This is a genomic window from Hungatella sp. SB206, assembly GCF_051132295.1.
GTDB classification, from domain to species: Bacteria; Bacillota; Clostridia; order Lachnospirales; family Lachnospiraceae; genus Hungatella; species Hungatella effluvii.
This window is the reverse complement of the sequence record NZ_CP096603.1, coordinates 6,549,827-6,573,686: the sequence shown is the minus strand read 5'-3', so window position 1 is coordinate 6,573,686 and position 23,860 is coordinate 6,549,827. Positions and strand designations below refer to the sequence as shown.

Here is a 23,860-nt window from a genome sequence, read left to right as displayed (position 1 = left end):
CAAAATGCCCTTAAAAAGGAGGAACGATAAGATGGAACCTATGAAGTATTTAGAGGAACTGGTGGAGCGGTATCCGGTACTTGATGCGGTAAAAGATGATGTGCAAAAAGCGTATGAACTGCTGGAAGCCTGCTATGAACAGGGCGGGAAGCTGCTGATTGCCGGTAACGGCGGAAGCTGTGCCGACGCGGAACACATTGTCGGTGAACTGATGAAGGGATTCGTGAAACGCAGAGAGGTATCCGATTCTTTTGCCGAATGCTTAAGAAACGCTGATGAGGTCCGGGGAGCGGAACTGGCGAAGAAGCTGCAGGGCGGCCTTCCGGCCATTGCCTTAACCGGCCACGCAGGACTTTCCACCGCCTATTTGAATGATGTGGACGGGGATCTGATCTTCGCCCAGCAGACGTACGGATACGGAAGGCCTGGCGATGTGCTGATCGGTATTTCGACCTCCGGCAATGCGAAGAACGTGATGTATGCCATGACCGTTGCAAAGGCCCTGGGCATGAAGACCATCGGACTCACTGGAAAAGACGGCGGAGCGCTGAAGAGAGAGGCCGATGTTTCTGTCGTCGTGCCTGAGACGGAGACATTTAAGATTCAGGAGCTGCATCTTCCTGTTTATCACGCCCTGTGCCTGATGCTGGAAGAACGCTTTTTCTAAATTCGGGACAGATTGGAGACTGCTATGACAGAAAAGCACTTTATGGATGGAATCGGTAAATGGAAGGATGAGATCATTGCTGCGGGACTTCTTATGGCGTTTGCCTTCTTCATAAACAGAGGAATTGAAATAAAGGGGCTTTATATGGATGACCTCTATCTGTGGTCCTGTTACGGAGAGCAGACCTTTGGGCAGTTTATATTTCCCATGGGGAGTACGCGGTTCCGTTTCCTGTATTATCTGGCCGCATGGCTGGAGCTGGCGGTAATCGGTAATCATATCGGATGGTTTGTACCTCTGAACATCATCTTAAACGGCTGTATCGCCTATTCGGTATACCGGTTTGGAAAGCGGCTGTCGAGAAGCTATCTGATGGGACTCGGATGCGGGTTTCTGTACCTCTTATCCAGAATGTCCTACTACCAGATCAGCCAGGTGTACGGGCTGATGGAGAGTCTGGCTCTGTGGGCGGCGCTGGGGATTCTTTACTGTCTGCTTCGTTACGTGGATGAGAAGGGGGAGGGAAAGAAGTACTTAATCCGGTCGTGCGTGCTCTATTTTGCAGTCTGCTTTATTCATGAGCGCTATCTGGCGCTGCTTCCCCTCATTTATCTGGCGATTCTTTATAAAAAGGGAAAAAAGAAGGCGTTCTGGTTTCTTCCTGCTGGAGTGTTCGCAGTGGTCATGGCGATCCGTGTGCTGACGACCGGAGGTGTAGCGCCTGCAGGCACGGGAGGGACCAATGTCGCCGAGACGTTCAGCGTGATGACCTCCATACGCTATGCGATCGACCAGATCCTGTATATTTTCGGCATCAATGCCGGACCGGGCCATCTAAGCGGCGCCAGCTGGACCGAGTCGCCGTCATGGATCCATGTGCAGATCATTGCCGCGGACCTGGTGCTGCTGGTGCTTGTGATACTGGCAGTCATCCGTTTGATCCGGGATAAGGAAGGCCGCCTTAAGTATCTCCGTGATATCAGCCTGTTCCTTGTATTTATCGCCCTCTGTATCGGCGCATCCAGTGTCACAATCCGTGTGGAGACGAGATGGATCTATGTGTCCATGACAGCTGCCTATCTGCTGGCCGCCTATTTATATGGGATGATAACGGCAAAGCCGGAACACGGCAAGGTCGTTGATATCAAGCGGGAAGCGAGAAAGGCAGCCGATAAAAAAGCGGGACGCCAGAGCGCGGTTCTCTGCGGCGGCCTGTTTCTGGTCTATATTATCATCATGTTTCCCGTGGAGAATTACTACCGGGGACAGTATCCCAACCTCTATTTCTGGGCCGACCAGCAGCGGTATAATTCGCTGGCGGAGGAGACGTATGGAAAATACGGGGATGATATCTTCGGCCGGAAGATCTATATCATAGGTAATTCATACCAGATGAGCGATTTCACGGCGAGGACCTTCTTCAAGGAGTTTGACCGTGACAGGAAGGCGGAAGGAACGGAAGTTCATTTCATCGATTCCATCCATAATATCGGCCTGATCACCAATAATATGCTGGTGCTGAAGGAAGATCCGGCCCACAACGCGTTCCAGGATGTCACCGACTTTGTACGTAATTTAAAATGCGAGGCGGTATACGGATATTACCGGGATGGCTGGATGGACGAGAGCGCCGAAGTCAGGGTTATGACAGGAACCAGCGGAGTGATCAAATTGGAGATCTATTACCCGGGAGAACTGACGGGATTGGAGATTTCGAAGATTTCCCTGAATGGGGAACCGGTCAAAGATCTGGTCATCAATCAGAATACCATGAAGCTGGAGATTGAGGCGGAACCGAATCAGATCGCCTGCCTCCGGTTTGATAATAATTTTTATTTAAAGGACGCGGGAGAACAGAGAGGGGAGAAACGTTTCTCCATGATTGTGAATTTTGCCGCAGACTAGTGCCGCCGGGAGGCATTAATACAGCATTACATTAGAATGAATTACCTGGAAAGGAACTTTATGAAACGCAGATACTATTTATCCATCCTTCCCCTGGCCGGAATCCTGTTCGGCATGTGGTATATCCATATTGCGGCTTCCGATGTGATCTATTCCGATTATATCAGACTGGTGAACAGTTATCTTCCGGATGTGTGGAACCCGGCCAAATTCTTTGTGCCGGATGTTCTCACCAGAATTCCGGTAAATTATCTGTCCCGCATCATCAATGTGGCGTTTTTCGGATTCAACACCATGTTTGACCGGGTGCTCGGCGTTCTTGCGCTGGGACTTTCCGGATTTGTCCTGGGAAAATACTGCCGGTTAAGAAAGGTGGGGGCCGTCTGGTTTACTATCCTGATGGCGCTGATGTTCAGCCTGAATAAATGGGAGATGCTGATCAATGGAAGCGGCTGGGCCCATTTCCTGGCTTTTGCCGGATTCTATTACCACTACCTCGTCATGGACAGGCTGTGGACCGGGGACGAGAAGCCGGGAGACAGAAAGCTTCTCGTGATCCTTCCGTTTGCCATAACTATCCTGACGGCCGGTCCGTACTGCGCTGTCTATTCTGTGGTGGTCATGATGGCATATGGCTTCATGGCGATTCTAGATTACCGGAAAACGAAGCGGTTTGAGAAAACGTATCTTCTCTATGCTCTGTGTACACTGGCGGCTCTGCTCCTTTATATGTGGAGTAATTCGCTTACGGTGGAGGATCATGCCGCGGCGGCCGAGGTGGGGCTGTTCACACAGCTTGCGCAGACTCCGGGCTTTTTTGTCCGGTTTATCCTGATCTCCTTTTCCTCCATGGTCGTTGGAATCGAGGAGGCAATTGCCGCATTCAAGGGGAATATCGTCCCGTTTGCGATTCTGGGATTCCTTGTGATAGCGGCTTACTTATACGCGCTGTATTTAAATTTCCGGTACCGGCTGTATGAAAAGTCAATGGTGCCGCTCATACTGATTGTATCGGGAGGGCTGGGCCATGTGCTGATTCTCCTGTCACGGTGGATTTTTCTGGTTGATGACTATGGCGCCAGCTCGAGATACGCCCTGCAGTTTCAGGCGGGGATATTTGGAATTATACTGACTTTTGCGCTGTGCCGGAACGAAATGGTGATGAAAAAAATGGTGCGCGGAAAATACAGGCTGTTCTCTGCAGCGGTTGTTTCTTTCTGCCTGCTGTTTCTGGCCGGTAATGCGTATACGACATACCATGAACTGAAAAAGGCTCCAGATCGGAAAGGAACCTTTGAGATACGGGCGCAGATGGCGCTGAACTTCGAAGAGATGACGGATGATGAACTGAGGGCCGGGTTTGAATACCGGACGACCCGCCCGGAAAGCGGGGCGCAGGTCAGGGAGGCGCTGACGATCTTAAAAGACAACGGGTGGGGTGTCTTTAGGCCAAATAAATAAATTTGTAACTGAGGTGGAGAAACTAATGGAACGGACTCATAAATCTCCCCGCGGGAGGCGGGGCGGCTGCTTTCTGCAGAGCATAGGGCTGGTTTTACTTCTGTGGGTGTGCGCCCTGGGGGCGATCGCGTATTCCGCGGACCAGTTGTTCGTAAAGGGAATCCTGTCATGGCACAGGCAGCAGAAAGAATATTACGATATGATGGCAGAAGTAACTGCGCTCTTCTGCGTTTTTACTGTCCTGTATGGACTCATAAGAAGCCGGATTTTAAAGGCGGTCGGGACCGTAGCAGTTCTGTCCGTCTTTTTCTGGGGGCATATGGTATTTCTCCCGGTGGTGACGGCAGGCGTCTATCTGGCCTACTTGACTGTATTGGGAGAATTTTTTTGCAGAAGGGTCCTGAGGTTTAAGGCGTCCGACGGCGCAGCGGTACATTTCCTATGCGGCTCTCTTCTTGTGATCCTGGTCTTCTGCCTGATGTCGGCCGTGGGAATCGGCGCCATCGGGTATCTGCAGGTATTTGTGGCAGCCAGCGGAATTCTTCTGGTGTTCTGGCGGTGTGCGCGGTGCGGTAAGAAAAATGTGGAAGAACCGGCTGGAAATGGACGGGGAAATAACTGGAAAAATAGCTGGGGATATAGCCGGAGGGCCGGGAGGGAGAGTGAGAGCGGAATTTGGCTCATGGCGCTCTGCTTTGCGTTTATCGTGACCATGTTCTGTATACAGGCCGGGCGCATGAATACCGCTCTGGATTTTGACAGCCTCTGGTACGGCGTCCGCTCCCGGTACGTGCTGGACAATGGAAACGGAATTTACGAAAATATGGGGACCATCGGAATCGTCTACACCTATTCCAAGGGCTGGGAAGTGATGACGCTTCCCCTCGCAAATCTGCCCTCATACAGCTTCCTTCTTGCTTTTAATCTGTGGCTGACGGCGAGCGTCATATTTATGGCGTACCAGATTGCCCGTTTCTATATGGGAAAAGGCCACTCGACCGTATTTGCCGCTCTTTTAGCCGGTGTGCCGGGTATCATGAATATGGCCATCACTACAAAGACGGATATTGCCACGCTTCTCTTCCAGGAAATCATGATCTGTTATCTTCTCAAGTATTTGAAGGAGGGCAGAAGGGAGTGGAGATATCTGGCATATGGATTTGCCGCCTTCTTTCTGACGTGGACACTGAAGCCGACGGCTCTCGTATTTTCTACCGCTATTCTCGGTATGAGCGTGCTGTTTCTGTTGTGGAAACGCCTGCTTCCGTTGTGGGGCAGGAAAAGAAAGGCTGGACAGGCCGGTGGGAAAGGGAATGCTGGACAAGGCGGCGCTCTGGGGCTTTTTCTGCTGTCGATTCTGGCACTCGCCGGAATCTGGGCTAGAACGGTAATCATCACAGGGCTTCCGGTGACCTCGGTGTTCTCCTCCATTCTTACGAAGCTTGGGCTGGAGATGAAGTATCCCTTCAATGTCAATAAAATTCCTAACAGCGGGGCGGAGCTGCCTCTTGGCGAACAGCTTGTGAATTTTATCGAGCGGGCCTTCGGCTTCCTGCTTCGGCCGCTGGGCGTGGATATGGACCATGTGATTCTGGCCTGGGGTGGATTTCTGCTGTTTATCCTGCTTCTTTTGTGGATATTCAGTTTGTTTTACAGAAAAAATGTGGAAAATGATAGTGAAAGGCTGCTTTCGTCCTGGCTGAACGTTGTGTTTATCCCCTTTTTGATCGTCTGCGTAGTCAGTCTCTATATGCTGGTCCAGGTGGACGGAAATTACTTTATGCTGCTGTATGTCCTGGCTGCGCTTTACGTGATGCGGCTTGTGGTCCGGATCTCGGATAAGGCGGTGAGAAATGGGCTATGCGGTATACTGGTTCCTGTCATGTGTTTCTGTGCGGTGGTGTCCTCCCTGACAAACTGGAGCTGGGTCGTAGGATTTTCGCCGGTTTCCTGGAATCATCACGGGTACTACGACCACCAGGAGGCGAAGCACCAGGAAATGGTGGAAAAAGGAAACGGGCAGATCTGGGATATTCTTGCGGAAGACCCCGAAAACCGTCTGATTGCGGTGGGAGACCATCCCGGAGTGCTGGGATTCCCCTGCAATGCCCAGTCGTACGATGATATCACCGGTTCCTGGGGAAATGTGGTTCTGGTGAAAACCATGGATAATTTCGTGGAATTTATGGACTATGCGAAGACGGATTACGTCTACACAGAGGCGGGATATATGGAAGAGGAACAACGGTGTTACAGCCTCGTTCGCACGCTCATTGAATATGGCAAGCTGATTCCTGTCTGTTATGAGGAGGGAAACATGCTGGCGCGGGTGGATATCGACGGAGAATATACGGAAACCAGCCGGGCAGCATTGACAGAATTTGACAAATGTTATATAAAGAAGAATGTGGAATAGGCGGAAAGGTTGGAGTAGGAAATGAAGAAAGAAGTTAAAATAGGAATCGGGCTGGTATTTCTGGCGTTTTACGTGTTTCTGATCATGCAGTTTGGCAAGGTATTCGTGTATTATGACGACTTCGGATATTTATCGCTCAGCTATGGAAACACGGTGCCGGATGTGATTGGTTCCAATTATACGTTATCCCAGCTGCTTTCCTTTATGGGGAAACACTACTTCTATTCGAATGGAAGGCTGTTCTATTTATTCCTGTTCAGCTTTTTAAATATGATAGGCGGACTGGCTGCGGTCCAGGCCTTTATGGCGACCAGTGTTCTGACGATTCTGATTCTGGTCCATTACGTGGTAATGCGCCATATAAAGCCTGCGGGATGGCGCCCTGTGTTTCTGGCTGCTTTTATCTGCCTGCTCTATGGAACCATCGGAATTCTGATTCAGCGTCTGGGAACGTACTGGTATGCGGCCAGCTTTCTGTATGTTGTACCTACGGTTACATTTCTGGTACTGGCGGTTCTTTACTATGAGACAATTGGGGAAGAACCGGAGACCTGGAAAAAGGCAGTCTGCATCGTGCTGGCATTCTTCGCAGCATTTTCTCAGGAAGAGTGGCTGGTGGCCGTGATCGGATATATCTGCATGGTGATCGCCTGGAAGACTTTGAAAAAATACCGCGTCCGCGCTTACGATTTCGGAACGCTGGCAGCGGCTGTGGCCGGGGCGCTTCCGATTCTGACCTCACCGGCGGTAAAGTTGCGTATGGACAACAACAGTGAGTTTTCCAATCTGCCGTTTATCCAGAAGGTAATGACCAACTTAAGAAATTTGATGAACCTGTTTTTTTCTTCCGATAATCAGAATTACCTGGCAGTGCTCTTAATGGCTCTGATGGGGCTTGGAGCCTATATGATCTGGAAGAAGATGAAGCTGCCTGTTTTAAATATCGTTTATCTGGCATTTTCCGCGGCCATCACCGTGTACCTGTTCCTGAAGCTGAACCGCCATGTCCTGGGGGCTGGCGGCCATTCTCAGGCGATGATATGGGTTCTGTTTCTCTACCTGATCGTGACTGCGGTACAGGTGATCCGTATTTTATATGACAGAGACCAGATTTTGATGGGAATGATATTCCTGGCGGCGATTCTGACACTGGCTTGCCTTGTGGTGGTGCCGGAGCTTCCCCAGCGGGTGCTCCTTCCGTTTATCTATCTGTCCTATACACTGTTCGGGTACTTATTCTGCCTGATCCTGCTGGAACGGAAGAGTGTGGTATGGGGGCTGGCCGGGCTCGTCTTCGTGGCGGCCGTCAGCATTCCCAACCTTAAGAATATTTACCGGGGGTACAGCATCAACTATGAAGTGCTCATGTACAATGACGGTGTCATCCGGGATGCCGCGGCGCGAATCCGCGGAGGAGAGGAGATAAAGAAATTAACTCTTTATCAGAATCCCGACCGTCTGTGCAGCTGTGAGATGGTTTATGATGAGAATTTTAAGTATATGATATACTGGATGGACGAGTATTACGATTTGCCGTCCGAAGTGGAACTGGAGTATGAGCCAATCACTGATTTGAGTGCATGGCAGCAAACACACTGACTTAAAGGAGTATAAACTGTGGAGAAAAAATTATCGGTCGTCGTATCCTGCTATAATGAGGAACTGGCGCTGCGCCAGTTTTACGCGGAGACGTCGAAGGTACTGAAAAGCTTAAGCTGGGATTATGAACTTATTTTCGTCAATGACGGAAGCCAGGATGGCAGCATTGAAATTCTGAAGGAACTGGCGGCTGGGGATGAGAAGGTGAAGGTGGTGGATTTTTCCCGCAATTTCGGCCACGAGGCCGCTATGATTGCGGGCATGGACTACAGCAGCGGGGACGGAATCGTCTGTATGGACGCGGACCTTCAGCATCCGCCGGAATGCCTGCCTGGAATCATTGCAAAGCTGGACGAGGGGGACGATGTCATCAATATGGTCCGTACGAAAAATGAGTCTGCCGGCTGGTTTAAGAACTTTGCCGGAGCGGCGTTTTACCGGCTGATTAATATTCTCTCCGATGTGAAATTTGAACCGAACGCCTCCGATTTCTTTGCTGTATCGAAGAAGGCGGCAAAGGTGCTTAAGACAAATTACCGTGAAAAGGTTCGTTTTCTTCGCGGCTATGTGCAGAATATCGGATTCAGACGGACAACCATTGAATACGAGGCCAGAAACCGTGTGGCCGGGGAAAGCAAGTACAGCATCAAGAAGCTGATAACATTTTCCATGAATACGATCATGTGCTTTTCCAATCTGCCGCTGAAGCTGGGCATTTACGCCGGCGGATTTGCGGGAGTCCTGGGAATTATTATGATGATCTACACGATTTGGAGCTGGGCGGAAGTTGGAACACCCAGCGGCTATGCGACAACCATCGTGCTGATCTGCTTCATGTTTGCAATTCTTTTCCTTATTGTCGGAATCATCGGGAATTATATTGCGATTCTGTTTGCGGAGTTGAAGGACAGGCCGATCTATATTGTGGGTGAGACGAAGAATTTCCCGGACGAGAAGGAATAAGAAAAGATATAAGTGTTTGAACAGTTCTGCGAAAATAGAGAAAAGCGGGGAAAGTAAAGATGACATGTAAAAAAGTGGATACGATGAACTATGTAGTGGCGTTTCTGGAAAAACTGGTCAATACGCCGAGTCCCAGTGGATTTACGGATGAAGTGATGGCTCTGGTGGAGAAGGAGGCGGCCGGTTTGGGGTTCCTGTCCCATTACAGCAGAAAAGGCGGTCTCATCATTGAGGTTCCCGGGAATACGGATGCGGTTCTGGGGCTTTCCGCCCATGTGGACACGCTGGGGGCTATGGTCCGTTCCATCAGCTCCGAGGGAATGCTGCGCATCGTTCCGGTGGGCGGCTTTATGATGGAGAGTATTGAAGGAATGTACTGTAAGGTGCATACCAGAACCGGAAAGGTATATACCGGTACGATTCTCACAAAGGAACCGTCGGTTCATACGTATGATGATGCCAAAACCCTGGAGCGAAAACCGAAGAATATGGAAGTTCGCCTGGATGAGAGAGTGAAGAGTGAAGATGATGTCAAAGCGCTGGATATCTCCGCCGGTGATTATATCAGCTTTGATCCGATGTTTGTCTATACGGAAAACGGTTTTATCAAATCACGCCATCTCGATGATAAGGCCTCCGTGGCTGTGCTGATGGGGGTATTGAAGGAGCTGGGGGAATCCGGTGTGAAGCCGGAGCGCACACTTAAGATCGTAATCAGCAATTATGAGGAAGTCGGTTTCGGCGCAAGCTGGATTCCGGAAGATATCGAGGAATTTATCGCAGTTGATATGGGAGCGCTGGGTGATGATCTGGCTGGGGATGAATACCGGGTATCCATCTGCGCACTGGATTCTTCCGGGCCATACGATTACAAGATGACAAGCCGTCTGATCGAGATCGCAAAGGAGCGGGAGATCGGGTATGCCGTGGACATTTTCCCGCATTATGGCTCTGACGTGGGAGCGGCTCTGCGCGGCGGTCACAATATCCGCGGCGCGCTGATCGGACAGGGTGTTCATGCGTCGCATGGAACGGAGCGGACGCATGTGGAAGGGCTGGAGCAGACACTTCGGCTGATTGAAGGGTATCTTGGACTGAACTAGGACGTGCAGATGGGGAGGTCAGAATGAAGATGGTTACATTAACCAGGGAGCAGGCGCGGCGTTTTTTGCTGCGGAGACATGGCCTTTTGGGCGGATACCGGTTTGAAGGAAAACGGGGAGTCCTGGAGTTTGTAAAACAGGAGGGATGTATACAATTCGATCCGGTAAACGTATGCGGAAGGAGTCCGGAACTGGTCCTGTTGTCCCGGGTAAAGGGATTTACGAAGCAGATGCTTTATGAGCTTCTGTACCAGGACCGGGTGCTGATTGATTACTTCGATAAAAACCTCTCCATCTTTGCCACGGAGGACTGGCCCTATTTTGAATGCTACCGCGACCAGCACCGGCAGTGGGAACGGAGCCATGCCGATATCGAGACGGTGAGTGAGCAGGTGAAAGGGATCATTGCGGAGCGGGGAGCGGTCTGTTCCGCCGACTTGGATATGCCGGGGAAGGTGCACTGGTACTGGAGCGATACGAAGCTTTCCCGGGCGGCGCTGGAACATCTGTATTTTACCGGTGATCTGGCTGTTCATCACAAAAAGGGTACGGTAAAATATTACGACTTGATCAGCCGCTGTGTCCCGGAGGAAATTAGAAACCGGAAGGATCCGCTGCCGAATGAACAGGAACACCAGAAATGGCGCATTCTGCGGAGAATCCGTTCCGTCGGTTTCTTATGGAACCGTCCGTCAGATGCATGGTTGAATATTACAAACTTAAACGCTGCCGGCCGCCGGACTATTTTCGAAAGCCTGCTGAAAGAGCATGCCATCGTTCCCGTTTCGATAGAAGGAATCCCGGAAACTTTTTATATGGCTAGCGAGGATCTGGAACTGGCGGAAGCGTGCGGAGCAGGGAAGATCTGGAAGAAAAGGTGCGAGTTTCTGGCGCCGCTCGATAACCTGCTGTGGGACCGGAATTTGTTTCGCATGATCTTTGACTTCGATTACAAATGGGAGATTTATACTCCGGTGGAGAAACGGAAATACGGCCATTACGTGCTCCCGATTCTCTACGGCGACCGCCTGATCGGACGTATCGAAGCACCATACGACCGGAAGGAAAAGCAGCTGAATGTGAAAAATATCTGGTATGAGCCGGGAGTCAGGAAGACGACAGAGATGCAGAGGGCGCTTAACGGTGCAGTGGAGCGGCTGGCTGAATTAAACCGGGGAGAAGTTAGCGGTTTTACCTTTCCGCCGCCGTAAATATATTTGCGATTCAGAATCATCTATAGTATAATTATATTTATGAATAAATATCAATGGTTCCTATAATGGCACTTATGAGAAGCGTATTTTCTTATAGGTGCTTTTTTTCATCAGATCTGATTCCGCCAGATCTGTATTTTTTTGGAATTTTCCGAAAATTCCTGTTAATTTTCCGCACGTTGATAAACATAAGTGCCATTATAGGAAAAATATCCAATAACGGCGTTTTTATCAAACGTTTTGTGCGAAAGGAGCTCCTCAAAATGACTGAGAAAGTATGTTTTACCAATCTGGAGACAGATGAAAAGTTAAATTATCTTTATGATGAGATGAGAGGATTGGCAAAGAGGCAGGACCAGATGATGGGGGATTTGGAATACATAGGAAAGCAGCTCAGACGGATAGAGATTATTCAGGATGACAATATTGCGGACAGCATTGCGGCCATGGTATCGAATTTTTCGGACATATCAAAAAAAATGGATCGTTTCATTAACATGGAAGCGGTCCTTCATACAATAAAGTCAGATGTGAAGATCATAAAAGAGCTTTAGAGTGTGTTCCTAATGCAGGGCCGGCTATTTGCCGGCCCGCTCCAGGTCTTTCTGAAATACGTTGAGATCCTGTCCCTTCAGAGCCCGTTCCAAAAGCTGGGGAACCTTCTGCGGATTGCACGCAAAGCAGGGGATACCCATGGAGGCGATCCGTCCGGCGATCTGTTCGTCGTAGTAGGGACGGCCGCCGTCAGCAATGGCGAGAAGGCAGATGACTGACACCCCGGAATCCTTCATTTCGCCCAAACGGCGCAGAAGGCCGGCGCGGCTTCCGCCTTCCATCAAATCGCTGATAAGGAAGAACAGGGTTTTCTTTGGGGTATCAATCAACTGTTGGCAGTAGGCCACCGATTTCTCGATGTCGGTGCCTCCGCCTAGCTGGAAGCCAAACAGAAGATCCACCGGATCATCGCATTTTTCTGTTAAGTCCACCACATTCGTGTCGAAGGCTATGATATGCGTTTTTAAGGACCGGAGACTGGCCAGAATGCAGCTGATCACGGAGGAGTAGATCACCGATTCTCCCATGGAGCCGCTCTGGTCCACATCCAGGATCACTGTGTAGCGGTTGGACATATTTTTGGATGTCCTGTCATAAAAGTAAAAGCGTTCCGGGACCAGCTTCTTCAAATCGGGATTATAGTTCTTCAAATTCCGGCGGATTGTTTCCTTATAGTCGAGGGCAGCGGCTGATGGGATCGGGCTGTGGCGCCTCCGGTCAACCGCGGCGGTAACGGCTCTGCGGATATCGTCTGCCAGCAGGCGGTTAATCTCTTCCACGATCCGTTCAATAAAGGAACGGACCTGCTCCTTGGAGCGTTTTGGTATCTGATCCTTCAGGGTCAGCATCATGGAAGCCAGATTTAAGTCCGGTTCCAGCTTTTCCAGGAGCTCCGGCTCGAACATCAGCTGTTTTAAGCCGCAGCGTTCCATGGCATCTGCCTGGATGATCGATACCAGTTCCTTGTCGAAAAGCAATCTCACATCGCCCAGCCATTTGGAGACAACGGGGGCCGAAGGGCCTTTGCCTGCGCCGCGGGCGCCGAAGCCTCCGCCGGAGGAGGTATTGTCATAGATGGCGGCAAGCGCCTGATCCATCAAATCCTGTTCCCCGCTTAAGGAGGTGTCGCCCATAGCAGAAAATCCGGCCTCACTCTCTTCACCCAGAATTAACCGCCACCTTTTGATTCTATCTTCCAGTTCCATATATGTCACCTCCCATGTAACTTTTGAGCACTCTCGGAAACTCCTGTTCAGACGGCTCATCTTCCTGGCCGAAAAAGCCGGTCATATTCCGTCAAAGTCAAAATCATCCAGCGAATCTATCATTTCCAGTTCTTCCGTCTTTAAGGCGCGGGTCACGGTTTCGGAGACCTGATCCTTGTTCACCTGCCAGATTTCTCCCAGATTCTCTGCCACATCGGCTTTTTCGCCTGGAGTAAAATCAGAAAATGCCCGCCGGAGAAAAAGTAGCGCCCGTTTAAACTCTTCCTCATCCAGAGTATCTAAGTAGCTGCTTAGTTCCTTCCACAGGCTGAGCCGGGCGATAAGGGCGTATCGATTCTTTTTCGACAGCCCTGCAAACCATCCGGCCCCCAGTTCGGCCGGAATTCCCTTTGAAAGCCGTCTCTGGACTTCCCGACCCAGCTCCTCATCCTGCATGCGGCTGCGTTCCAGAAGAACAGCCGTGCAGAAACCGGAGATTCTGGTGTTTAAATCATCCCGCGAGGCGATCTCCTCCATGAGGCGGACGAAACGCTCCTCATCCAGAAAATCGTGGTGAAGGCAGACAGAATTTAACCGATCCACACTTCTTACAATCTGTTCCGCGGCGGGATCGTCGCAGAAACAGGCAGAGACCAGCAGCAGGCAGGCGCGCAGGAAAATCTGTTCCAGAACGGGAACCAGCGGGGATGAATCGAGCCGCCGGATATCTCCAAAACGCATGACCACGGAGATGCTTTCCGCCGAAGCCGCAAGATCGGTCAGAGCAGAAGAGTCCGCGGCCAGGTGCTGCAGAATATCCGTGATATAAGCGACCATCTCCGGCATGCCGCAGAGGTAAGATTCCTCCAGAAGCTTTGCGGCGGCGCTGATTTCCGTGGCTTCCCTGGCCCGCTCTCTCATGGAAAAGGAGGCGGCCCCTGTGACCGTGTCCCCCTTCAGCGTGGCTTCAACCAGCTCGATCTCGACCTCCGGCGTCCATTTTAGTGTCCAGGCCTCTGCCCATGTGGCGTCCTCCTGCCTGAGCGGCTGCAGCGTACCGAAGCCGACATTTAACACCCTTAAACGGTGCAGAAAAAAAGAACGGTTCAAGTCGCGGAATGCGGCCGCTTCGGATTTTACATTTAGATTTTCGCGAAGGTCCAGGGATATGCTTTCCGCCACCTCGGACCGGTATTTCTCCAGCTTTAAATCCCGCAGATTCCGGTAAAAATCATCCTGAAGGCTGGTGCGGCTCACCCCCTGGGGAAGGGAGCCTGTCACAGTCCCGATCTCCGTGGCTGCGGCGGCGAGGGCGATTTCAGAAAAATGTCCATGCCCCATGCAGGTTACGGCAGCGTCGCGCAGATCACAGAGGGCAGGCAGACTGTGTCCGCCTAAAGCGGCCAGAGATTTGGAAAGTTCGACCGCTTCGATGACTTCAGCGGACGAGACCATGAAGCCATGCTCTCTCTGGTAGGTGGAAATGGAGGTCAGGTACGTATAGAGCGCCAGCTCCCGGTCCTGTTCCAGGAAAGAGCGCCAGACCATTCCGTAATAGAAGGGGGCCTTGTTACCGGCGCCGTATCCGGATCGGGAGGAGAGGCGGTAATAGGAGTAGGGCATCAGCGTCACGCTGCACTCCACGGCCGGAAGCTCTCCCCGCTCTTTGTCGGTCATGGCAGGGGCGTCGCTTAAAAGGCCTGCCGTATGGTACGCTCCGGTGACCACCACCGTGCGTTCCGGCGCGAAGCCTTCTGCGGCAGCCCGGGCAATCTGGCGGCGCATGTAAGCCTCGCGGACGAGGATTTCGGGCCAGTCGCTGTCATTTCCCGCGGTCAGGCTGCGCAGCTCTTCACCGAATACCGCCGCCCCGGCCATATATTCCTCCGGAGTCTGGCTGTGCTCCATGGTATATTCCCAGAATGCCTCATGACCGCCTTCTCCGCACTGGGAATCCAGCAGCCGGTATACGTCGCCATAGCCCTGATTCTCTGAATCATCGGAAAGAGTGGTCTCCGTCACCGGTCTCTGAATGCCCAGAAATACGCCTGAAGGCAGATCGATGAAACGGCAGGGGACGCCATGGTCCTTCGCCCAGAGCACCGCCTGATACTCCGGTGAATATTCTGCAAACGGGTACAGGATCGTGCGGATAGGCGACTCTTTTGTGTAGGCCATGACCGCGATCGGCGGTTTTGTCTTGGCCCCTGCAATGTCGCCAAGGAGAGCGGTAAAATCGGAGGGGCCCTCCACTAATATCAGTTCCGGTTCCCTTTCGTCCAGGAGCCGTCTCAAATGGTATGCGCCGGCGGGCGAAAGATGACGGATTCCAAAACAAACCGGATGCTCCATCTATTTGTTCAACTCCTTACACTCTTTGTAAAGGCCAAGCCACTGGCTGCCGCGTTTTTTCATGATGTTTTCCAGATACTCCTTAAAGACCATGCTGTCCTTGTCCTCGTCCTTTACGATGGCGCCCTGCAGAGCGGCCGCCAGATCGTAGTCGGTAATCGTTCCGTTTCCGAAGCTTCCCGCCAGAGCCATGCTGCCGGCAAGAAGGGAGATGGCCTCAGCCGTGGAGAGTACTCCGGAGGCCGGCTTTAGTTTCTGTTTTCCATCCAGCGTCATCCCGCTCCGCAGTTCACGGAAAATGGTGCAGACCTTTTCCACCACGTCTGCTTCCGGGAGTCTGGCGTTTAATTCCAGATTGGCCGCCATCTGATCCACCCTGGTTTTTACGATTTCCATTTCAGAGGTTAAGTCTGAGGGCGTCGGAAGGACCACGATGTTGAAACGCCGTTTCAGGGCGGCAGACATCTCGTTGACACCTTTATCGCGGGTGTTGGCCGTTGCGATAATGGAGAAGCCTTTTTTTGCCGGCAGCTCGTAGGCCAGCTCCGGTACCGAAATCCGTTTTTCGGACAAAATGGAGATCAGCGCATCAGAAACCTCGGAGGCGCAGCGGGAAATCTCCTCAATTCTGGCGATACTTCCGGTTTCCATGGCGCGGTAGACCGGACTTTTGATCAGCGCCTCGTCGGAGGGCCCCTGGGCGATCAGCATGGCGTAGTTCCAGGAATACCGTATGTGTTCCTCCGTGGTGCCTGCAGTTCCCTGTACTACCTTCGTAGAATCTCCGTTAATGGCGGCCGTTAAATGTTCCGACAGCCATGATTTGGCCGTTCCCGGTTCGCCGATTATAAGCAGGGCGCGGTCGGTGACAAGCGTGGCGATGGCGATTTCCACCAGGCGTCTATTTCCAATATATTTCGGTGTGATTTCTATTCCGCCGGCCCGGCCACCTGTGATGTAGGTGAGCACGGAGCGGGGGCTCATACGCCATCCGGACGGCACCGGATCTTTTTCCGATGCGATCAGGGCGTCGATCTCTCTCTGATACATTTCCTCGGCGGGCATACGCTGTACATTGTCGTTGTCTTGTCTGTTCTTTTCTGTTACCATCATTTACCTCCCGGCAGTTTGGTACTGCTATACAAGCCCAGCTGCCTCATCAATCATTTTTCTCATCATGCTGCTGGAATCCCAGTTTTTACGGACCGCGCTCTTCACGGGATACGTGCAGATAAAATTGTCGATTTCCCGAAATTCCTGCCGCTTTTCTTCTTCTGTCATGGGTAGTTGGTCGATCAGCTGTCTGACACGCCAGAAGCTGATGCCGGAATCCTCATTTTTTTCCACGTAACGGGCCACCAGTCCTTTAAAATCAGTCCAGCCGCACTGGATAAGCGGTCTGTAGAGGACGCTGTTATCGGACACGATAAGAGCCTTTTTATAGAGATGACTTCCCAGAAGAGGCCGAACCTCGGGAGCGGCCATCTTGGCAAGCAGATGATCGCTGTCCAGCTTTTGCGGCGTTCCATTTTCGGCAACGCAGCTTATGCCTTCCCGGACTGGAACCATACTGCCGGTAAAGAATTCAAACCATCGGGGATCTAAGTTTTCTTTCAGCGGCCGCTGAAGCTTTATAAGTCGCTGCCGTCCGCCGCCTTCTCTCAGGGGAATGAAATACTCGTGGCGCCCGGAGCGTTCCACGTAATTGATCTGACCGAACACTGCCATCAGAGCAGTGGTGGCACGGCTTTTCTCCTCTTTCCCGATGCCAAGAATACTGGTCTTAGGGAAACGTTCCCGATACTGGTCGTAAACTGTTTTTGCTGGCATGGTCAGCAGATCTGCTGTCAGCGAAGCGGGATACCAGGCTTTTCCGTGTGTTTCGGCCAGCGCGCGGGCACAGGTTATGAGCCGCTCATCGAGGCCGCGGGCGATGGATTTCGATAAAAGCTCCGGGAATCTTCCATAATAGCTCTTCTTATTCCAATCGGCTGCGGCTGCACGTTCATACAGGGACAGGACAGAAGAGTCCGCTTTGCCGGTCAGGGCCTCGAGGAGAAGCTCCAGATGCTCTTTCTGTTCCTTTTTTTCTTTCTGCTCCTTCGTCTTATTTTCGGAACTGAGGTCAAGCTCATCAAAGAAGGTATGGGCTAACGCTCCAAGGCGGCCCGAAAGGTGGTCGGAGCGTGAAAAATTTAAATATTTCATGGCCTCCCAGGGAGTGCTGTCCAGAAGTGTTTCTAAATACTGTTCTGACTCTGCGGTATCCATATGAACCAGAACCTGTCGGGCCACCTCGAGGCTGCTGCCTTTTTCTGTCTTCAAAAGGTCGAGAAGCAGGCCGGAATTCCTCTTGTCGAAAAGGAGTGCGGATACAGCCTCCTCCCTCAAGTCCTTTTTTGCCCAATCCAGCAGGCTTATGTAGAAATCATTTTCCTTCTCTCCGGAGATCGCCTCGATGACACGAAGACGGCGTACCCGGCCTCCGTCACTGCACTCTGCAAAGCCCTGTTTCAGGAGAGGGAGGAAGCTTTCACCCTGATGGGAGAGCCAGTCCTCCGCCAGAGCCGCAATCTCATTGTAGCGGTCAGACAGGGCAAGAACCATGGCGGCCTGTACACGGTAATCGTCAAAAAGCTCCGGTGTGTTTTGAAGCGCTTCTGAAATGACGGCATATCTCCCGCCTCCTGTGCCTGTGAGGGCCTCCAAGAGAGGTTTTACTGCACGGAAGGGCTGGCAGGGGGAGAATGGCCGCACGGCCAGCTCCAAAGGAACGAGCGTGCCGGGAACGCCGCACCCGGCCTGCGTGCAGAGAATGGCTTCGGACAGCGCCAGCGTATCGAGCAGGGTCCCCGCCCGGTCTTTGCAGTCCGGGGAGATGGTCTGGGCGGCCATCAGATAAAGCTTTTTAATTACCGGTGATGCGTCGGCCAGAGGGGCGATGCTGTCTACGGCTCTTTTCAATCGAAAGTCTTCTCCGGCAAGCCGGACGCCTGCCGCCGCCGCGGCTTCCAGCCGTTCCTGAAGATCATATAATGCCTGAAGTTCCATAATTGTTCCTCCCCATATTAATAAAGCAGACGTACGACAGTCTGATCTGTAATGACCGCATACGGGTGCAGACAAATGGCATGAAGTTCTGTGCTGTGCCATAAGACACCGAAAAGTACCTGATTTTCTAAAAACCCGGGATCGGGAAGCTGGTTAAGTCTGAACACTCCCGGCTGGTCGCCGGGACGGTCCGCCAGCCGGATGACAGTATTGTCGTGGTCCATTAGTCCCAAGGTGGTCTCGTCGGCACTATGACCAATCAGAGCATAAGAAAGCAGACAGCCGTACCGTCCGGAGGAGAGTGTATTTTTCAGTTCATTTTTGGCAGCCTTAACCGCTTCTTTGACGGATGCACAGGCATGGGCCCGGACTTCACTCATAACGGCACTGGTGACCGGTCCGAATTCCTGACGGTCCCAGCGAATCCGGCGGTTTCCCGTACCCGGATAGTAGGAGAGGCAGGGAACCCGCACCATATCGGATACCGAGTCTTCTTCCTTTACATATTTTAATGCCTTCAGCGGGCGGTAATGACAGGTAACGGATAGCTCTCCGCTGTCTAAGTCGATCCACCAGCCCTGGTCTACCAGTTCTTTTCGGGCCATGTCGCAGGATTCCTGGAAGGAAAGCTGCAGGAGACGAGCGTTCTCCTTCTTTAAGCCCAGTTCATTTAAACGGTCAAGGGTCCAGATTCCGCCAAGTTCCTCGTAAAGGACGCTGTTCTCGTCTTCCACATTTCCCTGTTCCAGCTTCTCGGTCAGCCATGCTCTGGATTTCCGGATCAATGCGCGCAGCCGTACCAGCGTTCCGGCGGATTCAGCGATACCTCTTTCCCGAATGCCGTTTTCCACACCTGCCTTTTCCAAATCCTGCATTTGCAGAATGAGCGTGCGGATCAGGCGCTCCGGGCCGGGCAGATAGTAGTCACCCAGCTGCTTTGCCAGATCCTGATACGTCTTTAAGGAACTGCCTTTTAATGTGGCAAGTCCGGCATCCAGAAGTTCGTTTACCATGGATTCCGCCATGGCGAGGCCGTCCAGCTGTTTTTTCAGTTTCTTTGTGCGGGCTGCAAGACTCGCTGGTTTTGAAGCTTTCGTGGACTTCTTTGCCTCACCGTCCGTGCGGCCTTTCTCTTCTTTTTTCTCCTCGCGGGCCTCTTTCCTGGCGCGTTTGTCGAGGATGGTCTGCGGAATCTCACAAGTTTCCCACGGCTCATCTTCCAAAAGCTTAAACATCAGAGCCAGGCCATGTTTACAGGGAAACTGACGGCTGGGACAGCTGCAGCGGCAGACAGGCGCTGCTTCATCTATGAAATCGACGGATACGCTGTAAACGGAACTTCCGCTTCCCTTGCAGTCTCCCATGTAAAAGGTGTCGTCGGCGGAACGGGCCAGGTGTGTAAATCCGCCGCTCTTTACAATCTTCTTTGCATTGGCCACAGCACTCGCGTTCGGCGCCATGGCTGCGATCTGTTGTTCGGTCAGATGCTTCATGATGCGGTCCTCCTGATTGGTAGATTCTTTTATTGAAAATTTATCGCAGTGAATGAAAACGACAAAGATGGCAATGGCTTATAGAAATATTCTAATTAATATTGACTTCATTGTCAATAAGAGTTGAAATAGACCAGATGAGATATAGAAAGTCTGAATTCGAAAAAAATAAACAACGCTGTAATCCTTTCTGGAGAGAGGTTACAGCGTTGTTTTTGGTGATTCCATGGGGGACTGTAATACCGTAGTTATATCCAGGCATTATAAATTCTTGGTTAGTTTCAGAATAGTTGGCGATTATTTTTACAATAGTCCTAACTTCATCGACCCGGAAAATAGAAACTTTTAAATCCTGATAGCAGCTCACAGTATTGCTAAGATTTACTGCCTGAGTATATCATAATTTCCAAAATGATATTGCGCAATATGTTTTGACTAAATCAGGTTTTATTATGGTCATTTTTATTCTGAACTTTCTTTTATCTTTTCCAAACCAATATACTATTCACAAATTTGCTGAGAAAAAGGGTAGAACATATCAGTGCTTCGGGTTGAGCAAAGATATTGGTATGAATTTTTTTTGATATTACAAATAAATATATGACCACCACAAAGGTTGTTATACCATCTACAATTACTCTGAAAATTAGGGTAACTTTCTCCCGGAAGTGTTGACGGAAGAATAGTAAAAGTCCTAAACTACAGGGAAAGAGCAACTTTATAGTCATAATTTGATATGCATAAGGCTGCAGGTATTGCTGATAAAGCCGAGTAAAATGTTTTACTAACTCTGTACCACAAATCAAAATGATCAAACACGCTAGTGAAATAAGAAAATAGAGAAATGTGTAAGATGTATTCTTTTTCATTGATGCCCCCTATGGTGTAATGCAGTTCCTGCAATAGCAATTTATAAAGCATGGTTCTCAAGAAGGTATGATTGAGAACTGCCGCCAGGTCTTCACACCTGACAAAAAATGTTAGCACCTGCGGTTGAGACTCCCGTGGGTTCCATAATAATTTCCTTCCAATAAGATGGCGGAGTTATCGTCCGGGGATTAGAACCACCGAAAAGATTGTAACTTTGTTGTTGATTACCCATAAATCCAGATCCATCGGCAGCATTACCAGACTGTATGATTGTCATAGTCCATCCTTCTGATATAGTGCCGTTAGAAACCGTTAATCCGGCATTCACAGAAGTAATTCTTATAGCTGGGAAATCAAATTCAGGGACATTGCGAGTTGAAAAATAAACAGTGGAGTACATATAAGCAGACGAGCCTAAATAATAATCTTCTCTATAATATTATTTCTACAGTACAAATAGCAAAAATGAATCCAAGTATTGGAAGAGAAAAAGTAATATAATGATTGGTGGTCAGAGAAATGCCCCATATTCCGGTCATGCACAGAGTACAACCGATATTACTTTTAACATGTCGGCCTCCGGCTTGTAAGCGGAACATATAAGTGGATGAATATTATAATTTTCAGAGCGATATTACGCAACATATCATGAATAAATTAGGCATTATGGTCATCTTTATTCTGAACTCTCTTATATCTTTTCCAAAACAATATACTATTCATAAAAGTGTGGAGAAATAGGGCAGTGCATAACATTGCTTCAGGGGAGCAAAATATTATGGTGATAAATAATATTTTCATACTTGTTCTCAATGTAACACATCATATTGGGGAACTTTTAATACTTTTACATTTATTAAAAAAGGCAAATTTTATTAGAGCTTCATTAAAATACTCTTTAAAAATGGAGGAGGGGTGAGAAACACCTGCTTCATACCAAATATGTTTAAAGTTGAGTATTTTTCTTTTTTTATCAACAATAAGTTCAATGCGGCCTATAAAATTATTACCATAAATAATTGGTAATACGTAGTAACCAAATTTTCTGTTAGCTACAGGGGTATATACTTCCCATTTATAATCAAAATTAAATATTGCTTGTATAAGTTTTCTATCCCAAAGAAGATTATCAAGAGGGGCTATGAATTCACAATGCTCATTTAACTCTTTACCATGCAATATACTATTAAGCAGATTTAATTCATCAACACAGCAATATAATATATCTTTTATGCCATCTACCAAAACTTCGGCAATGACATTTTCTTCCAACAATTGTATAAAAATGTTGTTTCTTATGCGCGAATTAAGCCCCCAAATATTAAGCCATGCGTCTGAAGAACGATTCCATAAAAGACCAATAGAACGAATTCTTCTTATCATACGCCATTTCTGATGTTTAAATTCATCGTCAAAAGGATCTTTTATATTCCAAAGCTCATGATTAATATAATTTGATGCTAAATCATAATATTTTCGATTCCCATCTTTATGATGAATAATTAAAGTGCCCATTGAATATAATTGCTCTAATACTGCTCTGGATAAGTTATTACTATTACTCCAGTGAATAGATGATTCCCAATAGATATTCCCTTCAAATTTCAAATCACTTGAACAAATTGCACCATTTTTTTCTATAAAAGAAATAGTTTTTTTCATTAATACTTCCATTCCTGGATAACGTGCAGCATTAAATTGAGCAGCTATCCGATAACGTGAAAAATAGGGCCAATCTTCAGTAAGTATAATAGATAAGTTTTTGTCAGGATAATCGATTAGAGCCCGATCTGAATATAACAGTTCATAAAGTATATCTTTGTTAAAATTTTTTATTCTCGATTGACAAACTAAGTCCGCATTTTTTCCACAGATATCAATTGGATCATATTGAATACAGCCGGCTTGATGAATAAAATCAAGTATTCCCTGCTTTCCGGTAAATATATAGTCTCCACTAAGTCCCTGCCTAGATAATAAAAAATCTCTGGCCTGCCTGTTTGTAAGCTTTATCATGGTAACTTACGTTCCTTTCAAATTAAGTCTTAATGTTTTGAGAATATTTGCTTTTCTATCTTTATCCCATGTTAGGTTTAGTCCGTTATTAACTGCTTTTAGAGCTTCAGGATCTTTGATACTGGAATATATACAAGATAAACCCAGAAGAGCCTGATAAGATATTACATTCATTTTAACTGCTTTTAGCAAATAATGCATAGCCTTATCATAGTTATTTGTATAAAAATATATTAATCCTAAGTTGCAATTTACATTCACATTACCAGGATGTATATTCAATTGTTCTTCAAGTAATGATTTAGCGCAATCGAATTGACCTAACTCTATAAGTAAAGTAGCATAATCATTTGTTATTATAAGATGATCTTTTACTAACATATAGGATTTATCGTAATTGTATAATGCACGTTTAAAATCATTGTTTTGGCGTAATAATTTAGCTAAAATAAAATATAGACTGGGAAAGGCAAAACCTTTTTTTTCCAAAAGAATTAGCTCGTCGATACATTTGACGGAGTTATTAGGAATATTATTTATTTTGTATTGAATATCGAAAAAATTATTTAATGATGATGGATATTTTAATTTTGACTGTTGTATGTATTGTATGCTGTTTTGGTACTTAGATATATATGTCCAAAAATCATTTCTGGCTTTTTTACTAATATAGCCACCCTGATAAGATAAAGAAATATATATATCTGAGATTCCCCTTTTCTCAGCAGTATTTAGAATGTAATCAATTTGCGGACCAATTGGCAGATTATTATCAAAGTAATCCAAATCTACTGTTAAAATATACTTATTAGGATCAACAATAGAATTAAAATTAAAATTCTCCCCTGGTAATTCCCATCTTAAGCCATATGATGAAAAAATTAAATTATTATCTGGCAATGAATAAACGTAATCACTATTATTAATACCTCCCCTCTGTGAAAAAAAAGCATACGAAATTTTATCGCGAACAACTGGATTATTAAAATC

Annotated in this window: 17 protein-coding genes; 9 read left to right on the top strand and 8 right to left on the bottom strand. The window is 48.7% G+C overall.

The genetic code is table 11. The annotated features are described in order from the left end of the window. Positions 1–31: 31 nt before the first annotated feature. The 9 genes from M1L66_RS29270 (at position 32) to M1L66_RS29230 (ending at position 11,882) form a co-directional block, all read left to right on the top strand. Entirely contained in the window at positions 32–667 is a 636-nt protein-coding gene (locus M1L66_RS29270) for a D-sedoheptulose-7-phosphate isomerase (RefSeq protein ID WP_187020169.1), read from the top strand. Between the two features lie 24 nt (positions 668–691). Next, positions 692–2,572, top strand: a complete 1,881-nt coding sequence (locus M1L66_RS29265; protein ID WP_434689128.1) for a hypothetical protein — start codon at positions 692–694, stop codon at positions 2,570–2,572. A gap of 60 nt (positions 2,573–2,632) precedes the next feature. Then, a complete protein-coding gene (locus tag M1L66_RS29260; RefSeq protein ID WP_434689126.1) occupies positions 2,633–4,033 on the top strand; it encodes a hypothetical protein in 1,401 nt (466 codons plus the stop codon). Between the two features lie 25 nt (positions 4,034–4,058). Next, complete coding sequence (locus M1L66_RS29255) at positions 4,059–6,449, top strand: glycosyltransferase family 39 protein (protein ID WP_434689124.1); 2,391 nt, start codon at positions 4,059–4,061, stop codon at positions 6,447–6,449. A 21-nt stretch (positions 6,450–6,470) separates the two neighbouring features. Further along, positions 6,471–8,048, top strand: coding sequence for a DUF6056 family protein (locus M1L66_RS29250; RefSeq protein WP_434689122.1), 1,578 nt, complete (start codon positions 6,471–6,473; stop codon positions 8,046–8,048). 18 nt (positions 8,049–8,066) lie between these two features. After that, positions 8,067–9,011, top strand: coding sequence for a glycosyltransferase family 2 protein (locus M1L66_RS29245; RefSeq protein ID WP_434689120.1), 945 nt, complete (start codon positions 8,067–8,069; stop codon positions 9,009–9,011). Positions 9,012–9,070: 59 nt separating this feature from the next. Next, positions 9,071–10,114, top strand: coding sequence for a M42 family metallopeptidase (locus M1L66_RS29240; protein WP_434689119.1), 1,044 nt, complete (start codon positions 9,071–9,073; stop codon positions 10,112–10,114). Between the two features lie 23 nt (positions 10,115–10,137). Beyond that, positions 10,138–11,325, top strand: a complete 1,188-nt coding sequence (locus M1L66_RS29235; protein ID WP_434689117.1) for a winged helix-turn-helix domain-containing protein — start codon at positions 10,138–10,140, stop codon at positions 11,323–11,325. 266 nt (positions 11,326–11,591) lie between these two features. Further along, entirely contained in the window at positions 11,592–11,882 is a 291-nt protein-coding gene (locus tag M1L66_RS29230) for a hypothetical protein (protein WP_434689115.1), read from the top strand. Between the two features lie 24 nt (positions 11,883–11,906). On the opposite strand, the gene M1L66_RS29225 is transcribed toward M1L66_RS29230, so the two are convergent. The 8 genes from M1L66_RS29225 to M1L66_RS29190 all read right to left on the bottom strand — a co-directional run bounded on the left by M1L66_RS29225 (position 11,907) and on the right by M1L66_RS29190 (position 23,770). Then, entirely contained in the window at positions 11,907–13,088 is a 1,182-nt protein-coding gene (locus tag M1L66_RS29225; RefSeq protein ID WP_434689113.1) for a VWA domain-containing protein, read from the bottom strand. A gap of 81 nt (positions 13,089–13,169) precedes the next feature. Further along, a complete protein-coding gene (locus M1L66_RS29220) occupies positions 13,170–15,440 on the bottom strand; it encodes a DUF5682 family protein (RefSeq protein ID WP_434689111.1) in 2,271 nt (756 codons plus the stop codon). Next, positions 15,441–16,550, bottom strand: coding sequence for an AAA family ATPase (locus M1L66_RS29215; protein WP_434694344.1), 1,110 nt, complete (start codon positions 16,548–16,550; stop codon positions 15,441–15,443). Positions 16,551–16,577: 27 nt separating this feature from the next. Beyond that, the gene (locus M1L66_RS29210; protein WP_434689109.1) at positions 16,578–18,491 is read right to left on the bottom strand and encodes a hypothetical protein; all 1,914 of its coding nucleotides are present in this window, start codon (positions 18,489–18,491) and stop codon (positions 16,578–16,580) included. A gap of 17 nt (positions 18,492–18,508) precedes the next feature. Continuing rightward, entirely contained in the window at positions 18,509–19,984 is a 1,476-nt protein-coding gene (locus tag M1L66_RS29205) for an SWIM zinc finger family protein (RefSeq protein ID WP_434689107.1), read from the bottom strand. Between the two features lie 1,301 nt (positions 19,985–21,285). After that, entirely contained in the window at positions 21,286–21,453 is a 168-nt protein-coding gene (locus M1L66_RS29200) for an accessory gene regulator B family protein (protein ID WP_434689105.1), read from the bottom strand. A 223-nt stretch (positions 21,454–21,676) separates the two neighbouring features. Beyond that, the gene (locus M1L66_RS29195) at positions 21,677–22,870 is read right to left on the bottom strand and encodes a winged helix-turn-helix domain-containing protein (RefSeq protein ID WP_434689104.1); all 1,194 of its coding nucleotides are present in this window, start codon (positions 22,868–22,870) and stop codon (positions 21,677–21,679) included. A 6-nt stretch (positions 22,871–22,876) separates the two neighbouring features. Then, entirely contained in the window at positions 22,877–23,770 is an 894-nt protein-coding gene (locus M1L66_RS29190) for a tetratricopeptide repeat protein (protein ID WP_434689102.1), read from the bottom strand. Between the last annotated feature and the right edge of the window lie 90 nt (positions 23,771–23,860).

Bases quoted from the DNA above. Each gene is read 5' to 3' on its own strand.
- M1L66_RS29205 (WP_434689107.1), bottom strand. From the start codon at position 19,984: ATGAAGCATCTGACCGAACAACAGATCGCAGCCATGGCGCCGAACGCG.
- M1L66_RS29200 (WP_434689105.1), bottom strand. From the start codon at position 21,453: ATGTTCCGCTTACAAGCCGGAGGCCGACATGTTAAAAGTAATATCGGT.
- M1L66_RS29225 (WP_434689113.1), bottom strand. From the start codon at position 13,088: ATGGAACTGGAAGATAGAATCAAAAGGTGGCGGTTAATTCTGGGTGAA.
- M1L66_RS29240 (WP_434689119.1), top strand. From the start codon at position 9,071: ATGACATGTAAAAAAGTGGATACGATGAACTATGTAGTGGCGTTTCTG.
- M1L66_RS29215 (WP_434694344.1), bottom strand. From the start codon at position 16,550: ATGGTAACAGAAAAGAACAGACAAGACAACGACAATGTACAGCGTATG.
- M1L66_RS29265 (WP_434689128.1), top strand. From the start codon at position 692: ATGACAGAAAAGCACTTTATGGATGGAATCGGTAAATGGAAGGATGAG.
- M1L66_RS29255 (WP_434689124.1), top strand. From the start codon at position 4,059: ATGGAACGGACTCATAAATCTCCCCGCGGGAGGCGGGGCGGCTGCTTT.
- M1L66_RS29250 (WP_434689122.1), top strand. From the start codon at position 6,471: ATGAAGAAAGAAGTTAAAATAGGAATCGGGCTGGTATTTCTGGCGTTT.
- M1L66_RS29195 (WP_434689104.1), bottom strand. From the start codon at position 22,870: ATGATAAAGCTTACAAACAGGCAGGCCAGAGATTTTTTATTATCTAGG.
- M1L66_RS29270 (WP_187020169.1), top strand. From the start codon at position 32: ATGGAACCTATGAAGTATTTAGAGGAACTGGTGGAGCGGTATCCGGTA.
- M1L66_RS29235 (WP_434689117.1), top strand. From the start codon at position 10,138: ATGAAGATGGTTACATTAACCAGGGAGCAGGCGCGGCGTTTTTTGCTG.
- M1L66_RS29210 (WP_434689109.1), bottom strand. From the start codon at position 18,491: ATGGAACTTCAGGCATTATATGATCTTCAGGAACGGCTGGAAGCCGCG.
- M1L66_RS29220 (WP_434689111.1), bottom strand. From the start codon at position 15,440: ATGGAGCATCCGGTTTGTTTTGGAATCCGTCATCTTTCGCCCGCCGGC.
- M1L66_RS29230 (WP_434689115.1), top strand. From the start codon at position 11,592: ATGACTGAGAAAGTATGTTTTACCAATCTGGAGACAGATGAAAAGTTA.
- M1L66_RS29260 (WP_434689126.1), top strand. From the start codon at position 2,633: ATGAAACGCAGATACTATTTATCCATCCTTCCCCTGGCCGGAATCCTG.